The 21,897-nt window shown below is 51.6% G+C and carries 15 protein-coding genes and 1 pseudogene; 7 read left to right on the forward strand and 9 right to left on the reverse strand.

The features are described 5' to 3' along the window. Nucleotides 1-18: 18 nt before the first annotated feature. Entirely contained in the window at nucleotides 19-2,487 is a 2,469-nt protein-coding gene (locus IPN95_25500) for a T9SS type A sorting domain-containing protein (protein ID MBK9452716.1), read from the forward strand. 148 nt (nucleotides 2,488-2,635) lie between these two features. Further along, nucleotides 2,636-3,670 carry a L,D-transpeptidase gene (locus tag IPN95_25505; protein ID MBK9452717.1) on the forward strand — a complete coding sequence of 345 codons (1,035 nt, stop codon included), beginning with the start codon at nucleotides 2,636-2,638 and terminating at the stop codon, nucleotides 3,668-3,670. 24 nt (nucleotides 3,671-3,694) lie between these two features. On the opposite strand, the gene IPN95_25510 is transcribed toward IPN95_25505, so the two are convergent. From IPN95_25510 to IPN95_25525, 4 genes and pseudogenes are all read right to left on the reverse strand, one after another. Further along, complete coding sequence (locus tag IPN95_25510; protein ID MBK9452718.1) at nucleotides 3,695-4,537, reverse strand: carbohydrate-binding family 9-like protein; 843 nt, start codon at nucleotides 4,535-4,537, stop codon at nucleotides 3,695-3,697. Continuing rightward, nucleotides 4,534-5,581: pseudogene (locus tag IPN95_25515) on the reverse strand (UDP-glucose--hexose-1-phosphate uridylyltransferase). Before IPN95_25515 ends, IPN95_25510 begins: the two are co-directional and overlap by 4 nt. After that, entirely contained in the window at nucleotides 5,578-6,327 is a 750-nt protein-coding gene (locus IPN95_25520) for a hypothetical protein (protein MBK9452719.1), read from the reverse strand. The pseudogene IPN95_25515 and the gene IPN95_25520 overlap by 4 nt, the downstream one beginning before the upstream one ends. Next, on the reverse strand, nucleotides 6,320-6,712 hold the full coding sequence (locus IPN95_25525; protein MBK9452720.1) for a hypothetical protein: 393 nt from the start codon (nucleotides 6,710-6,712) through the stop codon (nucleotides 6,320-6,322). The genes IPN95_25520 and IPN95_25525 overlap by 8 nt, the downstream gene beginning before the upstream one ends. A gap of 102 nt (nucleotides 6,713-6,814) precedes the next feature. Between IPN95_25525 and IPN95_25530 the strand changes: the two genes are divergently transcribed. The 3 genes from IPN95_25530 to IPN95_25540 all read left to right on the forward strand — a co-directional run bounded on the left by IPN95_25530 (nucleotide 6,815) and on the right by IPN95_25540 (nucleotide 9,406). Next, nucleotides 6,815-7,360: a 2OG-Fe(II) oxygenase gene (locus IPN95_25530; GenBank protein ID MBK9452721.1), complete on the forward strand. Its 546-nt coding sequence runs from the start codon at nucleotides 6,815-6,817 to the stop codon at nucleotides 7,358-7,360. A gap of 8 nt (nucleotides 7,361-7,368) precedes the next feature. Beyond that, nucleotides 7,369-8,355 carry a pyrroloquinoline quinone biosynthesis protein PqqB gene (locus tag IPN95_25535; protein MBK9452722.1) on the forward strand — a complete coding sequence of 329 codons (987 nt, stop codon included), beginning with the start codon at nucleotides 7,369-7,371 and terminating at the stop codon, nucleotides 8,353-8,355. 118 nt (nucleotides 8,356-8,473) lie between these two features. Continuing rightward, nucleotides 8,474-9,406 (forward strand): NAD-dependent epimerase/dehydratase family protein, encoded by a 933-nt coding sequence (locus tag IPN95_25540; GenBank protein ID MBK9452723.1) that lies wholly within the window; start codon nucleotides 8,474-8,476, stop codon nucleotides 9,404-9,406. 470 nt (nucleotides 9,407-9,876) lie between these two features. On the opposite strand, the gene IPN95_25545 is transcribed toward IPN95_25540, so the two are convergent. After that, nucleotides 9,877-10,677, reverse strand: coding sequence for a hypothetical protein (locus IPN95_25545; GenBank protein MBK9452724.1), 801 nt, complete (start codon nucleotides 10,675-10,677; stop codon nucleotides 9,877-9,879). Between the two features lie 1,415 nt (nucleotides 10,678-12,092). Between IPN95_25545 and IPN95_25550 the strand changes: the two genes are divergently transcribed. Both IPN95_25550 and IPN95_25555 read left to right on the forward strand, forming a co-directional pair. Continuing rightward, a complete protein-coding gene (locus IPN95_25550) occupies nucleotides 12,093-12,521 on the forward strand; it encodes a hypothetical protein (protein MBK9452725.1) in 429 nt (142 codons plus the stop codon). Nucleotides 12,522-12,614: 93 nt separating this feature from the next. After that, complete coding sequence (locus IPN95_25555; GenBank protein ID MBK9452726.1) at nucleotides 12,615-13,676, forward strand: IS5 family transposase; 1,062 nt, start codon at nucleotides 12,615-12,617, stop codon at nucleotides 13,674-13,676. 813 nt (nucleotides 13,677-14,489) lie between these two features. On the opposite strand, the gene IPN95_25560 is transcribed toward IPN95_25555, so the two are convergent. The 4 genes from IPN95_25560 to IPN95_25575 all read right to left on the reverse strand — a co-directional run bounded on the left by IPN95_25560 (nucleotide 14,490) and on the right by IPN95_25575 (nucleotide 19,921). Beyond that, a complete protein-coding gene (locus IPN95_25560; protein MBK9452727.1) occupies nucleotides 14,490-15,440 on the reverse strand; it encodes a hypothetical protein in 951 nt (316 codons plus the stop codon). A 28-nt stretch (nucleotides 15,441-15,468) separates the two neighbouring features. Continuing rightward, complete coding sequence (locus IPN95_25565; protein MBK9452728.1) at nucleotides 15,469-16,887, reverse strand: RHS repeat-associated core domain-containing protein; 1,419 nt, start codon at nucleotides 16,885-16,887, stop codon at nucleotides 15,469-15,471. 195 nt (nucleotides 16,888-17,082) lie between these two features. Beyond that, complete coding sequence (locus IPN95_25570; protein MBK9452729.1) at nucleotides 17,083-18,528, reverse strand: hypothetical protein; 1,446 nt, start codon at nucleotides 18,526-18,528, stop codon at nucleotides 17,083-17,085. Further along, nucleotides 18,521-19,921 (reverse strand): IS4 family transposase, encoded by a 1,401-nt coding sequence (locus tag IPN95_25575; protein MBK9452730.1) that lies wholly within the window; start codon nucleotides 19,919-19,921, stop codon nucleotides 18,521-18,523. Before IPN95_25575 ends, IPN95_25570 begins: the two co-directional genes overlap by 8 nt. Nucleotides 19,922-21,897 lie beyond the last annotated feature (1,976 nt).

The following is a 21,897-nucleotide window of genomic DNA, read 5'->3' on the forward strand; positions in this document are numbered from 1 at the left end:
TCCAGAGAAGATACCACTATGAAAAAGTTCTTACAACTCTTGTTGGCGCTTGCCTTCCTCGCTACATCGGGGACAGTGGCAAATGCCCAGTGTACCAATACGTCACAATACGGTTCTGCAACCGTCAATACAAGCGGCGTTATCGTTACGATTTCTTCTTGCTCCTATGCCGGCGAATTTTCTCCGATTTTTGGCGCAGTCGCTGGACAGGTTTTGAAGTTTACTTCTACCGTTCCAAACGGCACGATCACCATCCGCAGTGGGTCATCTGCCGGCCCGGTTGTCGGGTTTGGCACATCGCCGCTTACGGTGAGCAACACCTTTAACGGCACATTGTACGCACACTGGAACACTCCGGGATGCGGGTCGCTCAACAGCTGTTTTGTTACCACAGTTCAGTGCGTCTCCTGTACACCACCTCCTGCTGCTGTCAACGACTTTTGCAGCGGCGCGATCTCCATCGCTTGCGGTGCAAGCGTGTCTGGAAACACCTCCGCCGGCACGCCTGACAACGGCACAGCAGCCACTTGCGTTACCTCAACCGGTACCGGTGGTGGCCTCTGGTACAAAGTGATCGGCAATGGCGGATTCATCAACGCCAACACGTGTACCGGTACAAGCTACGACTCCAAGTTGAGCGTGTACACCGGCACCTGCAGCGGCCTTGTCTGCGTCACTGGCAACGACGACAACTGCGGACTTCAGTCACGCGTGTCTTGGTGCTCGGTCCAGGGCCAAGCCTATTACATCCTCGTGCATGGCTTCGGCGCAGCGCAAGGTGCATTCACACTGAGCATCGATTGTACCCCTCCAGCCGTGACCATCAATTCCGTTGCTCCTCGCTGCACTGGCGGTGCCAACGTAACTTTGAGTGCCAACTTCCCTGGCGGTACATTCAGCGGCCCTGGTGTTACCGGTAATACCTTCAGCCCTACGGCTGCTGGTGTAGGTACGCACACGATCACTTATACCGTTTGTAGCGTTGTGGCTACCACGACCATCACGGTGCTCGCTGCTCCTTCCAATGATGCTTGCGCCAATGCAGCTCCACTCGCATGCAATTCTTCTGTCAGCGGTAGCACCACCTGTGCCACCGTCGATGGCGGCCTTTCCTTCTGTGGCACCACCGGCGGCACTGCCCCGGGCGTTTGGTATCAGTTCACTGGCAATGGCGGATTTGCTTCCTTGAGTACCTGCAATGCTGCAACCAATTATGACACCAAATTGCACGTGTTCACGGGCAGCTGCGGTGCTTTGACCTGCGTAGGTGGCAATGACGACTACTTCTCAACCGGCAAAACATGTTCGTTTAGCGGCTTGCGTTCGTTGGTGGAATTCTGCACCACCCCGGGTACCACTTATTATGTTTTGGTACACGGTTTCAGCTCCGGCGCTGGCAACTACCAATTGGACTTGAACTGTACCGCACCTTTGACGGTGGATGCAGGTGCTTGCCAGACGCGTTTTGTGGGCTATAGCGGCCCAGGCGCTCCTGATGACACCCTTTACATCTGCCCAACGGTCACCGGTGGTAGCGGTCAGATCACCACGACGATCAGCCCTGCTGCAGCTTATACCTGCCAAAATGGTTGCTTCGCTGTGGCTCCAAATGCCACCACGACCTACACCATCACCTCGACTGACGGCAACGGTTGCTCCGCAAGCAGCTCCGTGACCGTCAACTATCTGGATGTTGTGGCAGCTTGCGGTTCCAATGGCCAACCAAAAGTGCAGATTTGCCACGTGCCTCCGGGCAACCCAGGCAATGCCAACACGCTCTGCGTGAGCCCCAATGCTGTGCCTGCCCACTTGGGAGCCGGTATCGGTCATGGTGGAGATTACCTCGGCCCATGCGGCAATCCTTGCCGCCGCACCAATCCTGCTTGCGCTCCTGAAACTTGTGGTGGTACCTATACCGTCACGATCTCTGGCACAGGCTACTTGGATGAGACCAGCTGGAGCTTTGGCGGCACAACCGGTGGCCCATACAGCTTCGGTTCCACCAATTCGGTGACCGTCGTTGTTCCGAACGGAACTTCAACCTTCACCCTTGAAACACAAGGAAGCTTCAACGACAACCGTGCAACCTATACCATCTCCTGCAATGGAGGTGTGGTGACCTCTGGTTCGTTGAATGGTGGACTCTCGACAACGATCACCGGCATCTGCTGTGGCGGTATTGTCGCTCCTAAAATGGGCGATCAACCACAAGCAGCCATGAGCACTGGCGGTATTATGGCCTATCCAAATCCTTTCAATGAGACAACCACCTTCCGCTTCCGTTCCAGCAAGAACGGCGTGGCTTCGGTGACCATCTTCACATTGACGGGCAAGGAAGTCGCGAGCGTCTTCAACGGCGCTGTCGAGGCTGAAGGCGTGTATGAAGTACCGTTCAATGCCCAAGGCTTGAGCAGCGGCGTGTACCTCTACCGTTATGTCAATGCCGAAGGTCAAATTTCCATGGGCAAAGTGAATTTGGTGAAATAATCCAATTCGGTGACCTTAAAAGAAAACCCCATGCTGCTTCGGTGGCATGGGGTTTTTCTTTTCTATCCAAGGAAGGCGCTATCTTAAATTGAAACACTGATCAATATCCTTTCCGCTTCATTGGGTTTTCTACCGTAAATTTGCACCAATGAAAAAAGTCCATTTTGCCCTGTTTTTAACGATTTTCGGAGTTTTGACCTTGTGGATGTCAAGCTGCGAAAAAGACAAGGCATCCAACCGCAATTCCAAAGCTGATTCCCTCCCAAACCCCGAATTAGTAGCACTGAAAACGGATACGCCGCTGTTTGCGATTGTCGTGAACCGTGACATTCGCATGAAGCATTATTTTCCGTTCATGGACAGCGTTGTCTTGGCTTACGATTCCTTGGTCGGGTATGCCTTGACGGAACATCTGTTGGTGCGTTACAATCCTTGGATCATCGACACCCTGCAGAGCTACGATTATGACCTGCGCATGCCCAAAGGCCAATTCATCAAGGACCAAAAGGAAGAGGTGATGCTGCGCAAAGGTGATACGCTTTTTGTGCCCAATGACAGCGCAGCGGCTGAATTGTTACGGCTATTTGCCCAAACCACCATTGACGTCAACATTCCTGAATTTAAAATGCGAATCATGGAAGGTGACACGGCCAAATATGTATTCCCGGTGCGTGTGGGCAGGGACGAAGAGAAATTTCTGGGAATGGCGGGCCGTGTGGCAAGCTTGCGTACGCCGATTGGCGAAGGAACAATCGTGCGCATTGAGAAAAACCCCTTGTACATGAATCCCGTCGATGGTCAACGGTATTATGCCACCCACCGCGACGACGGCAAACTCACGCAATTGCCGCAAATTCCATTTCTGGAGCCCGAAATCAATGGTCAGCGGCCCGGCTCGCTGATTCACCCGACCACCAATCCGCATTCGCTCGGCAAAGCCTATTCCAATGGTTGTGTTGGCACCTCCGAACATGCAGCGTGGATCGTCTATTACCATGCGCCCGTCGGCACCAAGGTCCGCTTCCGCTATGACCTCAAGGTGATGGACGAAAAAGGCGATACGTTGGAATTGAAGAATGTGTACAAGCTTAAATTCCCGCTCAAGAAGTCGCAAGCCTTTCAACCTTTGCTTTGCCGAATGGATACATTGCAAGACGGCAGCGTCGTCCACGTCTGCAAATAGCGGAAATCATTCGTTGACAATTGTCTAGCTTTCCCGGAATTCCACCTTGGTCCAGCATTCCGGCAAATGCGTGTCGTAAATCCCGTGTTTGTTCATCGCCCACGCCGGATGCGGATGGACCTCGATCCCTGAAGGGGTCATTTTCTGGAATCTGCCCATAAAAATCCGCCATTCGTCGCCGTTTTGGGGTGGAAGGGAGCGCCCGTTGGCGAGGTGGGAAAGACCCGTCCAAGGAATTGCCACTTCCAAGCTCCATCCTTTGTCCACGTGGGTGGGATCGTTGATTTTGCCATCCACTTTCACCGCCGTCTGTAAGCCCGGCAAGTCCCAATTGGGAAAGGCCCAACGCAATCCCCTCGGATGCCTTCCATACCAAAACGAACTGCCCACACGGTCATAATCGCCGCCAAAAGTCAGGGCTTGGGGCTGAAACACGTCAAATTCGGGAATGTCCCAGCGGCTGCCGCGCTGATAGGCGTCCTTCCAGATGAAAAAGACTTCGTAAATGGTATTGAGCGCATTCACCTCCAACTCATAATAGCTGTCGCCGCCATCGATCAGGATTTCCAAGTCGCTTTCGAGGAAAATGATCGAATCGCGTTCCGTTTGATGGGCGGTGACGAAGGGATCTTCGGCCCAAAAGGCAAAATAAAGATGGGTTTCGTCCCACAAGGCCGCCACGCGCGTGTCGTACAATCCCGGAAGCCCTGTCACCATGTCCACCAATCGCGGCGACCAATTGGCTGATTGCCAGACGGGTTTGGAGATGTCGCCATCAATTTGAATCGGACCCGCGATTTGTTTGCAAACATAATGTGCTGCGGCCGAAGGGTCTCCGGTAAAGGCTGAGTTCGAATTTGGATTCATTGCTGCGAAGATGGGGTTTCTGAAACGTTGCGCAATTGTGCTGCCGCTTGCTCGGGCGTAATGTCACGCTGCGGTTCGGCCAACATTTCGTAGCCGACCATAAATTTCTTGACCGTGGCAGACCGCAACAGCGGCGGATAAAAGTGCATGTGCAGCGTCCATTCGGGGTGGGCGAGGCCGTCGGTCGGCGCTTGGTGAATGCCCGCTGAGTAAGGGAAACTGCATTGAAACAGGTTGTCGTAGCGGCAAGTGATCCTTCGAATGACATCTGCAAAGGCAGTTCGTTCCACATCGGTCAGCGCCAAAAGGTCCTGGACATTGCGCTTCGGCAAAATCAACGTCTCAAAAGGCCATGCTGCCCAAAACGGCACGACGACCGCAAAATGGTCGTTTTCCAAAACCACTCTTTCCTGATGACGCAATTCGGCAGCGAGGTAATCGGCCAACAAGGTGCGTCCATGCTGCGTGAAGTGGGCCTGCTGCTGCGCCTGCTCGCGCGCCGGCAACTCGGGGACATGCGCTTGCGCCCATACCTGCCCGTGCGGATGCGGGTTGCTGCAACCCATGGCCTGACCCTTGTTTTCGAAGATTTGCACGTGCTGAATATCCTCCCGCTGCCCCAATTCGGCAAACAAGTCGCACCAACAATCGACCACTTTCCGGATTCCAGCAACATCCATTTGCGCCAAGGTCAAGTCGTGCCGCGGCGAGAAACAGATCACTTTGCAAATACCCGATTCGAATTCGCGCACAAACAAAGGGTCTTCATTTTCAGGGATTTGTGGATTCTCTGCAGGATTCTCCAACAATGCTGGGAAGTCATTCGCAAAGACAAAAACATCCTCGTATTGTGGATTTTCCACGCCTGCTGCGCGTTGATTTCCCGGACAGAGGTAGCAATGTGGGTCATGCAAAGGCAGTTTTTCGCTTCTGACAACCTCTTGCTGACCCTGCCAAGGCCGTTGCGCGTTGCGGGGAAACGAGAATCCATTCGCCGGAAAGCAGGTTTTTGCGGCGATGGGGGAGATGATGGGATGAGTTCATTGCTTGAGAATGCTTCCGCCGTCGCTGATTTTCACGGGATAAAAATGCGGGGTGATGCCAAAATTGCGTTCGTAGCCATTTTTGAGATGCGCTTCGAATGCAGTTAAGTAGTTGTGGTTCACCAGATTCAACGTACATCCGCCGAATCCGCCCCCCATCAACCTTGCACCTGCAACGTACTCCAGGGAACCCGTGAGGTCCACCAAAAAGTCCAATTCGGCGCAACTGACGGCATAATCATGTTGTAAACCTGCATGCGTGGCATACAGACATTCCCCGACGGCCTTGATTTCGCCTTTTTGCAAAGCCTCCGCCACAAACCCAACGCGGGCATTTTCCTCCATCACGTATTTGCAGCGCAGCGCCACCTCGGGCGACATTTCCCAGCCTACTGTTTTGAGCATGTTCAGGTCGGCATCGCGCAGGCTTTGCACCTGCGGAAATTGGCGTTGGATCAGCCGAAGTCCTTCTGCACACTCCGCACGGCGCTGATTGTAAGCGGATTCGGCCAAGGAATGTTTGACGCGGCTGTCGCACAAAACGAGGGAGTATTCGCCCAGATCGGCAGGAACATATTCGAAGGAAAGATCACGGCAATCCAGTTTCAAAAAATGGCCTGCCCGCCCAAACAGCGAGGCATATTGGTCCATCAACCCGCAATTGACGCCTGCGTATTCATGCTCGGCCTGCTGCGCAATCCTTGCAATCTCTGCGCGCTCCAAACCCAGCCCATGCAATTCATTCAAGGCCAGTCCGATCCCAACGCATAAGCGCCGCCGAGGAGGACAATCCGGCCCCAACGGGAATATCCCCGCCAAAGGCAATCTGCGTCGGCGGAATATTCCTTGGCCCCAAACCCACGATCATGCCGAGGACATACTTTGCCCACGACGGCACAGGTCCGTTTCCGCCATTAAAGTTGATGAGAAACTGCTCGTTCAGATCCGCCGCAAAAACCTCGGTAGAAATCAGTCCCGGCCCAACTTCAATGGTCATCGCCAAATCGATCGCCGCCGGAAAAACAAAACCTTCGTTGTAATCGGTATGCTCCCCGATCAGGTTGATGCGCCCCGGCGACCTGACAACCACCGCAGGGCGGGCGAAAAAATGGGATTCGAAGGCGGATTTCATATTCGAAGCGGAAGTTAGGGATTTTTGGCAACCGTTCGCATTCCAAGCAGCCACCAATAGGAGCAATCCAAATCGGATTATATTTGGTCAAAATTGCCAGCCATGGAAGTCGTGCAGCATTCTCCCTCGATTTGGACCATCGCCAATTTCCTCACCGAACGTGAATGCGATGACCTTCTCCTCTTCAGCGAACGGATGGGCTTTGAAGAGGCGACCGTAAGCCTGCGTTCGGGTGCCAAAATGATGAAGGGCCTCCGCAACAATGAGCGGCTTCTGTATGAAGATGCTGCCTTGGCAACAAAATACTGGGAAAAACTCGCTCCATTTTGTCCGAAAGAAATCGACGGTGCCATCGCCGTGGGGCTCAATGAACAGTTCAGGTTTTACAAATACGATCCCGGGCAGCGATTCAAACGCCATATCGACGGCCGTTTCAGGCGGAATGAATTCGAAGAAAGCCGCATCACGTTCATGGTTTACCTCAACAGCGACTGCGAAGGCGGCGAAACGGCCTTTGACGACCTGACGATTGTGCCGCAAGTCGGAATGGCGCTTTGTTTTATCCATGAGTTGAAGCACGAAGGTCGTCCGGTGACCGCAGGCACGAAGTACGTGTTGCGGTCAGATGTGATGTACCGCATTAGGTAATCAAATAGATGAAAGTCGTCCAGATATGGAAATTTGCAAACAAGGCTGATGTTTTTCCTGATGCTGTGTTTTCTGGCAAGCTGCCGTCCACCGCAGAACGAATCCACGTCTTTGCCGATTCCTGGCCAAGATTGATTCTCCCTCCTGTCGTCTTGGGAACGGTGCAAGATGCGGGTTCACCACAAATCGGCTGTGCCAAGGAATGTTGCAAGCGACTGTTCACACATCCTGACGCCAATCGCAAAATCGTATCCTTGGGACTCATCGATCCGGTTGCTGAGAAGAAGTGGCTTTTTGAGGCGACGCCAGATATTGCAGCACAGATGCGCTTCTTGCATGCTTGTACCGGGTTTTCACGGGAGATTCCTGATGGGATATTTTTGACGCATGCACACATCGGGCACTATGCGGGCCTCATGCAGTTAGGGCGCGAAGCGATGAATGCCGACAAAATTCCTGTTTTCGCGATGCCTCGGATGTCGGACTTCCTGAAAAACAACGGGCCATGGAGCCAACTCGTTCGCTTGCAAAACATTGAATTGAAGGAGCTTCAAGACCGGCAAGCAATTGCCGTTAGTGAAAACCTATCGGTTTCGCCGATCCTTGTTCCACACCGCGACGAATATTCGGAAACGGTTGGTTTTCAGGTGGCAGGACCAAACAAAAAGGCCCTCTTTATCCCCGATATCGACAAATGGGATAAATGGGAAACGAACATCGAGCAGGCGATTGCCGAGGTAGATTATGCCTTGCTCGATGGGACGTTCGTGGATGGCGCCGAATTGCCGGGAAGAAATATTGCGGAAATTCCGCACCCGTTTGTCAGTGAGAGTTTGCAAAGGTTTGCGACGCTGCCGTTGGCGGAGCGTAACAAGATTTATTTCATCCATTTCAATCACACCAATCCGTTGTTGATCGAGGGGAGCGAAGCTGAAAAGCGTGTGATCGAAGCGGGATTTCATGTTGCGCGAATAGGAATGGTGCTACCGCTTTAACTCGATCCCGTTTCTATTCCGGGAATTCCATTGGGATGGGTCCAGTTCAACGCAGGACAAAACAAAAGTCATTGGGATTGGTTACCACCCTAGAATCCCAAAAATCAACTTCAAGAATATGCATACCATCCTCGGCGCCGGCGGCGCAATCGGCGTTGAATTGGCCAAATCACTCAAGGATTTCACCTCCGACATCCGTTTGGTGAGCCGCAATCCCAAAAAGATCAATGCCAGCGACACCCTTCTTCCTGCGAATCTGCTGACGAAAGAGGGCATCTCCAAAGCGGTCGCCGGCAGCGAAGTCTGCTACCTCACCATCGGCCTGGATTACAAAACCAAGCTTTGGCAGGAAACTTGGCCGACCCTCATGGAAAATGTCGTCGCTGCCTGCATCGAACACAAAAGTAAGCTTGTCTTCTTTGACAATGTCTATGCGATCGGTGGCGACAACGTCAAGCATATCACGGAAACTTCGCCCATCAGCCCCTGCAGCAAAAAGGGCGAAGTCAGGACCAAAGTGGACCGCATTGTCCTCGACAACATCGAAAAAGGAAAACTCGAAGCGATCATCGCCCGCGCCCCCGACTTTTTCGGCCCGATCAAGGACAAAAGCATGTTGATGAACTTGGTCTACGACAACCTCGCCAAAGGCAAAAAAGCGCAATGGCTTTGCAACGCCGATGCCGTTCATACCACAGGCTTCACGCCGGATTTGGGCCGGGGTACCGCGATGCTCGGAACGACGCCCGATGCCTTCAACCAAATTTGGAACCTGCCCGTCGATCCGGCCCGCATTACCACCCGCGAATTTGTCAAGCTCTTCGTAGCGGAAATGGGGGGCTCCGACAAAGTGAGTGTACTCCCGAGCTGGGCCGTGAAAATGCTGGGAATTTTTGTCCCCATCCTCGGCGAAATCTATGAGATGCGGTACCAATTTGACCGCGACTACTACTTTGATTCCGGCAAATTTTGCAAGCGCTTCAACTACACGCCGACGAGCAATGCCGAGGCAGTGAAGCTGACGGTGGCGGCTTTGAAGGCGGGTGGATGAGGGAATCTTCCTATCGAATTTGGGTACACTAATTCAAATAGGTCAGCCGATCAAAGATCTGCCGGGATGATCGAATGAAAGGTGATCAAACCTATCCAATGGAACATTTCAGCCGATCAAAGATCTGCCATGAAGATCGAATGAAAGGTGATCAAACCCATCCAATGGATGAAGTCAGCCGATCAAAGATCTGCCGTGATGAAGTGATGCACAATGATCAACGAGAGCCAATCCTGAAAATTCTGTGAATCCTGTAAATTAGCTTCGCTGATCTAAAGATTCTGATCCAGACAGCACACCCAGAATTCAACCCAAGATACAATTCCGGAAATTCTGCGAATCCTGTAAATTCTGATTCCGACCCTGCTCACACGCACACCCCACACTCACTCTGGACACAAAAGTCCCTCCACCTTGCAGTAACGGGACCCAGCCGCCAGCCAAGCGGCAAAAAACCAATCCTTCAGCGTTTAAAACAAACGCTCAATTCGCATGGCATTGCCCGAACCCATCAGCGTATTGGTACCGCCGATTTGTCGGTAAAACTCAATGCCGAGCCCGACGACCAGGCTCACGTCCACAGGCACGACCGGCGAGTTCGCGATCGTCGCAGTCAGCTGAATGCTCGTCGGAACCAGCAGGCCACGCAGCGGCAATACCGCCGTTTGGTCCGATGCCTTCAAGCCATTCAGCGCGGCATTGACGGGTTGATAAGGAATCGTGCCGCCCACAAACTGGTAGTCCGCAAGAAGGCCGGCAACAAGGTAGACGCGAAAATGCGTTGCGCCTTGCGGCTTCGCCAAGTCAAGACGCGTGTCAAACACAGGCACATCCAGCTGTACCATATTGCGGTCCACATTCGGCAGCAGATCATAGTCTGCCTTGAACCTTCCCGCAAACGGCTCTTCCCGGTTCAGGTCGAAATCGTAGGCCATAGCTGCATTCGCTGCAATTTCGACCGAACGTTCCCCACCGATGCCACTGCTTTGAGACACAATCCTGCGCATCAACCCTTGCATACGCGAAGTCAAATACCGCTCACCAAATCCCGTCGATTGGTTTCCAAGGCACTTGCGCAATGCACTCGCGGCCAAAGCTGCGCCAGTGAATTCCGACATGTTTTCACGCGTCGGGGCAAAAGCCTCCTCCGTCATGATTCGATCCTTGGTCACAACATCCGACAAATGGGCGCGGCCCTTGCCTCCATCGATGACCATGCGGACGTTACCGTACTGTCCGCTCAAATGAACAACACCGAATTGCTTTCCCATGTCATTTTTGTTTATGGGTAAAGTAATACACCAATACGCACACGTCAATTCCGCTCGAATCACACAAGGCGATTGGCAAAAAACTTGGTTTTTTATGCCCCACATCACGCCGACGTGGAGCGGCTAACGGCTGTTACAAGAGGAAGTGCAAAGTTTACAGCCAGCAATGATTTACATGTTTTACTCCTTTCCTAATTAAACCATAATATATTTAATTTCTCTTCGTGCCTTCGTGTCTTAGTGGCTAAAATTACTTGGTGTCTTTGTGCCTTGGTGGCCAGAATTAACAACAGCAACAGTTTATTTCTTCAAATTCATTCTTTGCAAATCTATACGCCAAGAATTCAATTATGGTACATCAAAACGAAAATATTTTTTATTTTTTTTCACCCCAATTTTCCCGCAATGACATACCTCTCCTGATCGGCTTATTCCGCTGTATATCAACCCATTTTGACCATAATAAATATTCTCCTTTGCACCGCAAGACGGCGCAATGATTGTGGTCAAAGCATTACCTTTTGATAGGTCATTTTGCAAATGGGCAAACCAGGTTTGGCCCGTCACTCTGGATGCACAACACCCGAAGCGGAAGAACGCACCACCCTCATTATTTCGGGTGGCAGCCAGTTGTTAGCAAGAGTATTACAGCATGATGTTTCCGGACCCGCCTGGCAGACTCCGGGCAACATGTTTCAATAATACAACATCCCAAAACCCCGCGCAGCAAGAATGTACGAACGGGCGCTCTGGAAGGACGAAGTGGCACATCTATTTATCCAACGGGCAGTTTGGAAGGACGAAGTGGTCGTATTCTGGACGAACGGTACATATTCCGGCCGAATGGGCACTGTGGCACTGCCACAGCCCTGTTCTCTCACACTAGTCTCACACTTCAACTCACACCCTTGCCCTTTGCCGTTTTCCTTGCCCTATGCCCAAACCCACACCGTTCTCGACAACGGTACCTACGAATCCGTCTTGCCCCCTTCCCAGCCTCACCCACTGAACCACACCATTTCCGAACGGCCCTGCTGCACCGAACCGCACATTACCCGTCGCCCAGAATGGGCCGACTGTTGGTAGCCCGAGGCGGCAGCCTCGGGTGTAGTAACGCCCCCAAAGTTTGCGGCCCGCCCTGGCGGGCCGCTTACAAAAAAATCTGACCCTTGGATTGCTACCTATCCCAAAGTTGAAGCGCAAGTTTCCGAACGGGAGCTGGACAACCTCACACTACGTTCTCGCCCTTGCCATGACGCACAACCAACCCTCTTCCAAACGCGCACTCAAACTCACACTGAATGCACGCCCTTGCCCAGAACTCGCACCGTTTCTGGACGAAGTGGTCGTATTCTGGATGAACGGGCACCGTGGCACTGCCAAAGCCCTGTTCACTCACACTCGAACTCACACGCTTGCTCGAATCCCACACCGTTTTTTTCGCACCCTTGCTCGATTCCCACACCGTTTCTCACACCCTTGCCCTTGCCCGCACCTTCTGGGGCTGCTACACGCGTTTAGACAGTAGCCTTAGCGACTTCTTTGCGTACCGTCACAGCTTTGAGGCGACCAACATGACCGATCTGACCAATGAGCTGACGATACGGGTGACGCTGCTGTACGTGTGGCGGGCAGAGATGCCTACGGTCGAGTCCAAGAAGTTTCCGAGACACGGGAACAAAGCCATGTTCCGCACGGAAGCCGAGACCCAGCACCGCAGCCTCGAACGGACAAAACTCTATCTGAAACTCAGCAAACTCCGCTTCAATGCGCGACTCGACCAGGTCACTTGTGGTTCGGAGCGCAACCTGGAAAAACGCCAGCTGGCCGCACTGACGAACTGAGATTGTTGCACCGTACTGACCACAATCCACAAACAGTTGTAGATATCGCACATTGACTGGGAGGGATCTGATTTTGAACTTCATGGCATCATCATGAAGAAAAACACAGGAAATATGAGCTTCGCAGAATTGGCTTTAAGCAAGCGCAAGATCAATACACGCTTTTTCGATGCCGTCAATGCTATGATCGACTGGGGGCGTATCGAAAGGGTCATTGATCAATTTGACACACGTGGGAAACGCTTAGATGGCAATCCCTGCTACGCTGGCCTCGTGCTTTTCAAAATGAGTTTACTTGGAATTTGGTATGGTCTGAGTGACAGGGAATTGGAGGACCACGTGAATGATTCGATTTCCTTTACACGGTTCTGCGGCCTATCCCTGGAGGATTCCATACCGGACCACAGCATCGTGTCCCGGTTCCGAACCATGCTGTCCACCCAGGAAGTATGGCATACCCTTTTGGACGAAGTGAACCGTCAATTGCAAGAAAAAGGGCTGTTGGTTCGTACCGGGACGATCGTGGACGCTTCCATCACAGAGAGCCCGCTGAAGCCAAAGGGCAAGGCGCAATACGAAGTTGTTGCTGATAATGAGACGGTTGAGTCAGATAACGGGTCACAAGACGGGGCCAAGCTGCAGAAGATGGTCAAGCCGGGTGTGGACATTGAGGCGGCGTGGACAAAAAAGGCCGGCAAGCTATATTACGGCTACAAAAAGCACCACGCTACTGATATGAACGGCATCGTGCTTGCAGTAGAAACAACAGCAGCCAACACCCATGACGGTCAAGTCCTGGAGTTGCTGATCGAGCGCGCTGAGCCTGCCCCCAAGACTTCGCTTTATGCTGACAAGGGATATTGCTCGGAGGCCAATTCCAAGTACTTGCGAAGCAAGCAGTTATACAACGGGATAATGAAAAAAGCGAGTCGAAACCATGAGTTGAGCACATACCACAAGAAGAAAAACAGGCTTATCAGCTCCGTTCGATGGGTTGTCGAGCGAACGTTTGGAGGGCAAAAACGATGGTTCGGCACAGGCAAAGCACGATACCGAGGCCTGGAAAGAACAAACGGTCAACACATTCTAGAAGCGATTTGTTACAACCTGAGACGGGCACCGAGGCTATTGACGGAGCTTAACCTAACATGCTGAATTAGTACCGAAAACCGGAATACGAACAAGTTCTCGAGCAAAAATCGATACCCGAGCCACCTCCCGAGCCCGGATTTGGAAAATAAACAGACTTCCCAAAGGCAAAAAACACCTCAGAATATTTGATGGAGGAAGTGGGGATTTTGGCTTGGGGTTGTGCAACAGTCTCGAACTGTTCCTTCATCGACCGCGCAGAAAACACCCTCATCTCGGTGGCATCCGATGGTCGGAATAATCAATAAGTTCCATTTGCGGATCATTGACGCCCTCGGATTGGCACCATTGGACCAATCAGACTGCGCTGCTCCAACTGCTGGAAGACCGGTACGCCAAGCGGTCAACCATCATCGCCTCCCCATCTCCCCTTGTCCAACTGGCACGAGTACCTCGCAGATCCAATGCTCGGAGAAACCAACATGGATCGCAACTTGTCCGCCAGACGAGGATCACCACCTCCCAAAGGATCGAACCCAAAGGACCCTCATTAAGGAACAAGAAATCAAAAGACACCCTGTAGCTTTGTCATGTTCCTTGAAACACTACCAAAAGTGGTACAGGTTGCGCCGGAATGAGTGGTACAGGTTGGCCGGAATAATCACCAAACTCGTACCGACGGATTGCGGAATCAAGATGGGGTTTGGCGTATGGTTATGTTTTCTTGGGTACTCTATTTTAAAAATCCCCATATCCACAGGGGGTGTAATCACAAATTGCGGAGGCGGGGAGTATAATGGAAGTTGTCTGTTTAGAATCTGAAGCATTTATCGTCTTGTGGAAGAGAAGGGCCAATATCCCATTACGGAGCCTAATTGTTCAGTTACTTCCATCGTTTTGCTGTGCTGACCAATAATAAAGGGTATCTTGACTATACCATGCAAAACCATTCTCCAATATTTTTATGGAATGAAAAGGAGAAAAGTGATTATGAATAGTTAGGGCAGATTCCAATTGATCTTCACCCCGCAAATTATAAATAGTTGTGCTTTTCTCTGTCCTAGAATAGGATATCATAAAAATTGAAGAATCAATAACAACAACCTTATTCTCCTTCCCCAATAGGTTTTCATTATTTGTTAGAATGCATTCATCCTCATGCATAAGTCGTACTAGTTTACTTGTTTGATTGAATAGTAGATTGTTCTTAGATTTTGAATAATAAATCCCCTCATAGAATATTTCGGTATCAGAATTGATCAAATAGTAATACGGCTGTCTAGTTTGCAAAATAATTGATGAAGAATCCAGATGTACTCGATCAATATAGGTTCCAATTGGATTATTGAATGAATATTCCCTTTTATCACTAAACTCTAAACTTAAGTTGTATTTATTCAAAACGATTTTGGGTTGTTTTCTTTCCGAGTAAGAATCAATAAAGGCCACAATTAGATTCTTATTCAAGAAATTAAGAAGAACAGTCTTGTTGGTATTAACAAAATATTCAGAATCGATTAATTTCTTTTTTTCTAGATTTAGGTCGATTAAATCTATTTTCAAAATAAAGGAGTCTCTATAAAGGAATAAATCATTCGTTGAAACTGAAATATCAAAGTTTGAGGGAGTTGGAACCCAAAATTGGCTGCCAATCGGCGCATAATGAAAGTAGTCTCTGGTAAAACCGAACTTTGCTAGAGATCCCATTGGAACACGTTTCAATTTCAATTCAGCTCTTGAATCCTTGTTCTTTTCCGAATTCAATTGACATGCTCCAAACGACATTTGAACAATCATAATTGAAATTAATACCATTTTTAGCCCTTTCATAGCTTCAATTCAAAATCAAACAAATTCTTTATCTTTCAGGATCATTCTCTACTTCCTGAAAAGGATTCTTAACGGTTTTACTTTGATGGTCAGTACAGTTCGTCTCATCCAATGGTGTAGTTACCTTTCTTGGTGCTGGTTGCAAACCTCTCAATACATTCCACTCATAGATATCCCCATAATCATGTTGGTACTCACCCTGCTGGGGAGGACACGCTGGCTGATTCCCCTGAACGCCTACGAGCCAATCTCCTCCTTCGGTGTTCTCTTGGGAGCCAACTAATACAATGACGGAATGCGTGTATACTCCATCCTCGTCATTATCTACAAGTATTAAATTACCTTTGGTCGCATTATTTCTATCAATTATCGTCGCATTGCGTCGAAGAGCATTCGCATTAACTGAATTAAATACATCGTTAAAAAACTGATCCTTCGCATTCGGATCACAAATATCATACTTTGAATCGCTAGAACTTATAATTCGCCCTGTTGCAGTCACAAGGCTAATTTCCAATCCTTGGCTATATGCATATTCTAGTATTGTCGAAACAGCGAAATCTGCACAATCAAAATGTGTGTTTTCATCATGGTACCTCTGAACAAGACCATCGATACTCTTTTTGTACCCTTGAATATCAGATGAATTCCATGTCCTTGTCTTGTTCCATGCCTCTAATCCATCTAGATCAATTGCCTGAACTGGGGTATTGGATGCATATTGATAGGTGGTTAACTCAGGATAATCTGGCGCCAATGGATCTACACTCAAAAACCTCCCCAACCTAGGATCATGAACCCTGAACCCATAGTCGAGCATCGCCCCGATTCCATTCCACTCATTGTCCTTCTCCTTCCCATTGTACCCATAACGATACTCCTCGCTAACATATCCCCGCTGAGGCATCTCCATCCCAAAAGGATAGTAGTCCTGCATCCGTACCACATCCCCTTCGTAGTACTCAACAATCCAGTCAGGGGAGCCCGTCTCAATGCCCAACTTCAAGTCCGAGACCACGGCCACGATGTCGCCAAGATGATTCTTCAACTCATACCGCTTCCCCCCGCGCGACAACAGGTAGCTCCCGACTCCAGGAACAGGCAAGGGCAAAGGCTCCACCGCAGGGTCAGACTGCCCGACCACACCACCGCCATGATACACAGGCCCGCCACCCACGACAACTGGGTCCAGAGAAAATCCCCTCCGCAAAACAGACGTCAAAGAACCCCTCACCTCCAAAGAGTCGATGAGACTGTCCACAACTTCGTCATTTTCCGCCGCAAGTCCAAAGTATTCCCCATAACCCAGCCGGTCCACTTCAAGCGAATCCCCACCGGGCTCCTGATACAACACCGCTACAAGTCCACCCTTGTCAGGCAGCGCCATGTCCATCTGTGCACGCAGGACTGAAAACTTGGAGTCCTGCCTCATGTTTTCAGGCAGCATCGCCAGGCGACCAAAAAGCTCCACACTATCCGTAAAAGCCACCACCAACCGCTGCTGCGGCTCCAAGTATCCGCACTGTCCAGCACCACCGTATCCCCAGAGAGAAGCTCCACGAGGGAAAAATAACTCAAAGGCAACCGTCGGTCAGTGTTATTCACCAAGACCACGTACTCCCCCTCATTCCGCTCCGATTGATCAGGATCGGCAGGGTCCTTCCACTTCGGGCTGTCGTACATCACCTTCTCCGACCACCAGCGCCCGGTACGTCCAAGACGGATCAAACACAGGCCCAAGGCTCATCAACTCACTTCGCAGCAGCAAGTTCGCCGTCACCATTCCAAGTCGATCGGCCCCATAGATCGGAAACTCCTTCACCCGCGTATGCTTCCACCCTGTGGCCCGCGTCTGCTCATACACCGCCATCACATTCCCTTGCGGGTCCAGCGCATACCAAGTATCCGTCGTATCGGGGTCCGCATCCTCCACGGGCATCAAAACCTGCTTATGGATCCTGCGTCCCAAGCCGTCATACCAGAAATACAAATCCGGCATCCCAAGGTTCCTGCCATCTGTATCGCGGATCACAGCCCGCACCTTTCCCTGCAGGTCCCAAAGGATCGTGTCGATATGCTCCGAGCTGTCCCGAACCAAGTTCCCGATGGCGTCATAGCGGTAATTGAAAACATCGGGATTCCCGAATCCACCCGCCTGATCGTCGATGTCCATGTCCACCAACGTGCCGGAAATCCCGTCCCGCACCACCTTCAACTTGTTGTCCAGCAAATGGCCGCTGCCAGGTTCGCGGTTGTAGTGGTACTCCTGAATGTCCATGTCCCAAGCCTCCCAGTCCGTGCCCGTCCAGTAGGGGAGGCAGCGGTGCATGTAGAGGATGTTGCCGTTCCTGTCATAGCCATAGTCCGTGTCGAAGTAGCCCGTGTTGCCCGCAAGCCGGTCCCAGCCGAGGAAGTCCCGGATATACGACCGCGACTGCTTGATGCGGTTGAGTTGGTCATATTGGTAGGCCATCGCATTGTAGCTTGCCCCGCTGTAACTGCTCATCCCCGCAGGGAAGTTCAGGTCAGTGATCATCAAGGCGATGTTCCCGTTGTAAAGCCCCGCACCTTGGCTTGGCAGTGTCAGGATGTCAGCGGCCATGTCAGTCCACGCAGCCGCAGTGCTTCCCATGTTCACCGTCCCGATCGGATCATAGTCCCCGTCATAGAAGCCCAGGTGGTAGGAATAGGCATCCCGCGCCGCCCAGCGGTCCAAGTTGGCCCCGGCAGTCACATCCCCGTCACGCCCGGGCTCGTTCAACCCGGAGAAATCCCCCGGCATGTTCACCCCCTTGATCCACCCATGGATGCTATGCAGGTAATCCTGCCCCTGCACATGGTCCTGCCCGACCTCAAGCCGCGCCAGCGGCCCGTGTTTGTAATAAAAATACCGCCCGTCCAAGTCCCAAAACAGCTTGTCCCGCGAGGTCCGCACCTTGGTCAAGCGGTTGTCCGCATCATAGCTGTAACGGTGCGCAAAGAAGTCCCGGAACCCGTCCTGATAACGCACCTCGCGCACATTTCCCGAGACCAGCTCGTAGTCATAGTCAAGGTTCTGTATCCCCAGCCCCCTAGTCTCTTCACACATCTTCGGGAACAAAGATTTCCATGGCTTCCTCCATTGTGTATAGTTTTATTAGACCGCGGTGGATGGTTATTGGCCCTGCCCTTGACCCGGATTCGTAACCGTCCCAACCGCCCATGCGTGCCACGACCCACCTTGCCCATTGGATTGAGTGCAAAGTGTAGGGGTTCTGCTGCTTTTTGGTTTTGCCTTCATATTTGCGGTTTAGTAATTCCAATAGCAGCAATGTACGGTGGCGGAATATTGCGGTGGCGGAATACACGGAACCGCCTGACCGTGAATAAGTAAGTTGCATAATATGTAAGGATGTCTGCAATGCGATTAGCACAAGATTTTTCAATGCCCTTGCGGTTTCCAGCTGACTTTCCTCGATGGCAAGCCCCTTGGACTTGAGGGTTCTGAATAACTGCTCGATTTGCCACCTGGCGGAGTACCATTCGACCATTTGCAATGCCTCGTCAAGGGTTTCCACACTGTGGGAGGTCAACAGCCGCCAATGCACCCGTTTTTCTCCTTTCGGGACGGTGTGGTCCGTCTCCTTTGCCTCGACCCAGTGGACCTCCACCTCCTTTGCTAGGTCGGCAGCCACCCCGGATGTGCGCGGAATAGCCACCTTGCCGAACCTGATCTCCAGCGACGCCTCCCGCTCGGGCCGGCCCTTTCTGGCAGGGAGTTGGACCCGCCTCAGCCCGGCATGCTCAAATGTGGCGAAGAAGTCGTAAAGTTTTTGGCTGTTGGCAAGCAACCTGTTGTGGTTCGATCGTAGCAGGAAGTCGGTCTGGTGGTCGGGGACTTGCGCCATGACCTCGAACTTGTCCATCTCCCTATCACCGACCACGGTCAACTTGGCGCCCTCGGGCAACACCTCCTTCGCTTTGTTTGGGCCGTCGACCCAACGCTTGGATTCCTTGTCCCTGCCAGCTCCACTCTTGCCCTTCTCATGTTGCCCGTTGTCGTTGTCACGGCCCCATAATTCGACATTGCCTACCCCCACCGCGCATAATTCCACGGCATCGACCATCAGGCAAACGTGGGCAAAAAGCCCATGATCGACATCGTTGCCCACCAACCCAAGCTCGAAAGGATCTCGCCGTCCGTTGTTGTGGGCGTAGTTGAGCTCGGTCGTGTCTTGCAGGCAAAGGTAGTGCCTGGGCATCAAAGCCTGCTTACAGTGAGACTGAATCGCACCGAGAATCAACCCAGGTTCGACGCGCTCGTTCCGCAAAAAGCGATAGTAACCCATCATCTCAGCCCGGTCGGAGCCCAGCCTGTTGACAACAACCGTCTGCTGTTCCGCCATCCGAGAAAGGATGGCAGCCCCCTTTTTACCAGACGTTTGTCTGGCAGAATTCCCTCCAAAGACATGATGGGTGAAATCATAAGCTTTTGGAAGCACAAGTTACCTGACAAGGAACCGCTGGACAAGGCGACCTATCCGCACTTTAAGCATCTTGAGACCAACTTTTTGGACAGCCAAAAGATGTGTGAAGAGACTAGCCCCTAGGGGTCGGGGTCATGGGACTGAGGCTCCGGACTCAGAGTACCTGATCTACCTGGCAGCGCGACCCACCGACTTCACGACTTTCGGGATCGAAGTCGCCATGGCGACCAGCGTGCCGTTCATCCCAGCCAACCTAGATGAGTACTTCGAGCCGGACCGCGCATGCGCAGATCACAGAGGGCGGGCGCCTACCGCGCAATTCGTTTGAGAGGCTCCGGTCGGGGGTGGCGATGAAGGTCGCGGACCTGCTTGTGGGTAGCCCGTTTCGTGGGCAACAGGAATATGACACGATCTACATAGACTCGCGGCACAAGCCCATCCACCACCCCACCCCCACGGCGATCCCCGCCGAGACCTACCGTGCCAGCCTCGGCAACAACGCCGCGGCTGGCAGCGCGGCCGCGGAGCAAAAGAAGCTCTCGGCGGCTGGTCGCCGGCCAAGGTGAAGGTGCATCAGGAGGGCTACGCGGTCGCCCGCACGGTCGATTCTGGGCCTGCACAATAACCCCAGGGCGGGAGTCGCCGAGGCCGCGGGCCTGCTGGCAGAGCTGCTGCCAGGCGCAGCCCGAGCTGGAGGAAGGTGCAGGTGGTGGCGGCTTTTGAGATGGCATGAGGTGCCAGTGCTCGTCGGGGGGCATGGGTTTTCAACAATATGCCTGATCGGGCGGATGTGGATAAATGTTTGGAAAGCTGGGTTTTGCTTTTTTTGATTGCTTTTCTTAAACTTGTTTTCAATCTAAACTAAAGGAGCTTTGGTAACAAAAATGACTGAATTTGGTTTGGATTGGTGGGTCTGGGAGAGGTTGGATGCCTAAAGGGATGTTTGGGATCTTGATCCATTGACTTCATATCTTTGGCTACTTACTTCATTGGCCTTGGCACTTAAAACCTCGGCGGGAAAGCCGATTATTGATTCATATTCGTTTTTGTTATGCATTACTTGAGACCGATATTGAAAAGGCGTTTATGGGGGCAGGCTGCGGTGCGGCTGGGATTGATGTTTTTGTTGGGTTGGGAGGTGGGGAGTGCTCAGGTCATTTTTGAACGCGGGCGGCCTTTTCTTCGAGCAAATGGGGCAGAGCCCATTCATGGGGCTTTTCGTAATTGGACATTACCCAGTCAGCATGGTAGTCAATATTTGAGACGGATCAAGAAAGTGGGGACGAAGGGTGATATCAGCGGAAGAAGGAGCTGGGATGAGTTTGAAACCTCACCCAGTTTAGTTGGCTTGAAGCCGATAGTGTGGGCAGATTAGCAGTCACGATCCAATACAGATTTGAAAATGAGTTGACGTCACAGCATTTGGCTGAGCGTTCAAAGTTATATATGCAAAATGCGGCATTGGACACAATTGGAATGGTTGAGATAGCATTTGAATATGCATGAAGGTGGTGAACTGCGGTCTCTCGTAGTAGTATCTTCACAAGGCAAGACGCTCAGCGCATTTGATTTCCAAAGTCAATGAAGCCTATAAGACAACGGTCTATTGGGATACGGTCGACAGGGGATTACAAGAAAAGAAAACTCAAATCAGTGTCCCGCGATGGTCTGTTAGCATAGACGATTTTTGGCAGACATTGCGACGGAGGAATTTGTACTCAACATGTTTACTATGTACCCAGCAAAAGTGGCAGGCTCAAATGGCTGATCATGACTGATGACAACCCCCAGAAGGATTTACACATAAATACAGGCAAATTAAGGAAATCAATGCCCTGCTAGAGGAACCACGTAGCACCTCATGACTATGGAGCTGTCAGGTGGATGGCAAAAGCTCTCTGGCAGGATTGAGAATAGGCGATGGCGTCCCAATATTATGTTCCTAACAAAGCGGGGAACTGGTGTCTGATCATACTGAATTAGTGGTTCAT

The sequence above is a fragment of the Bacteroidota bacterium genome, assembly GCA_016718825.1.
Lineage (GTDB): Bacteria > Bacteroidota > Bacteroidia > J057 > JADKCL01 > JADKCL01.

What these genes read in the sequence shown, in the direction of transcription:
- IPN95_25500 (MBK9452716.1), top strand. Translation starts at nt 19, where the DNA reads ATGAAAAAGTTCTTACAACTCTTGTTGGCGCTTGCCTTCCTCGCTACA.
- IPN95_25505 (MBK9452717.1), top strand. Translation starts at nt 2,636, where the DNA reads ATGAAAAAAGTCCATTTTGCCCTGTTTTTAACGATTTTCGGAGTTTTG.
- IPN95_25510 (MBK9452718.1), bottom strand. Translation starts at nt 4,537, where the DNA reads ATGAATCCAAATTCGAACTCAGCCTTTACCGGAGACCCTTCGGCCGCA.
- IPN95_25525 (MBK9452720.1), bottom strand. Translation starts at nt 6,712, where the DNA reads ATGAAATCCGCCTTCGAATCCCATTTTTTCGCCCGCCCTGCGGTGGTT.
- IPN95_25530 (MBK9452721.1), top strand. Translation starts at nt 6,815, where the DNA reads ATGGAAGTCGTGCAGCATTCTCCCTCGATTTGGACCATCGCCAATTTC.
- IPN95_25535 (MBK9452722.1), top strand. Translation starts at nt 7,369, where the DNA reads ATGAAAGTCGTCCAGATATGGAAATTTGCAAACAAGGCTGATGTTTTT.
- IPN95_25540 (MBK9452723.1), top strand. Translation starts at nt 8,474, where the DNA reads ATGCATACCATCCTCGGCGCCGGCGGCGCAATCGGCGTTGAATTGGCC.
- IPN95_25545 (MBK9452724.1), bottom strand. Translation starts at nt 10,677, where the DNA reads ATGGGAAAGCAATTCGGTGTTGTTCATTTGAGCGGACAGTACGGTAAC.
- IPN95_25555 (MBK9452726.1), top strand. Translation starts at nt 12,615, where the DNA reads ATGAAGAAAAACACAGGAAATATGAGCTTCGCAGAATTGGCTTTAAGC.
- IPN95_25560 (MBK9452727.1), bottom strand. Translation starts at nt 15,440, where the DNA reads ATGAAAGGGCTAAAAATGGTATTAATTTCAATTATGATTGTTCAAATG.
- IPN95_25565 (MBK9452728.1), bottom strand. Translation starts at nt 16,887, where the DNA reads ATGCTGCCTGAAAACATGAGGCAGGACTCCAAGTTTTCAGTCCTGCGT.
- IPN95_25570 (MBK9452729.1), bottom strand. Translation starts at nt 18,528, where the DNA reads ATGTGTGAAGAGACTAGGGGGCTGGGGATACAGAACCTTGACTATGAC.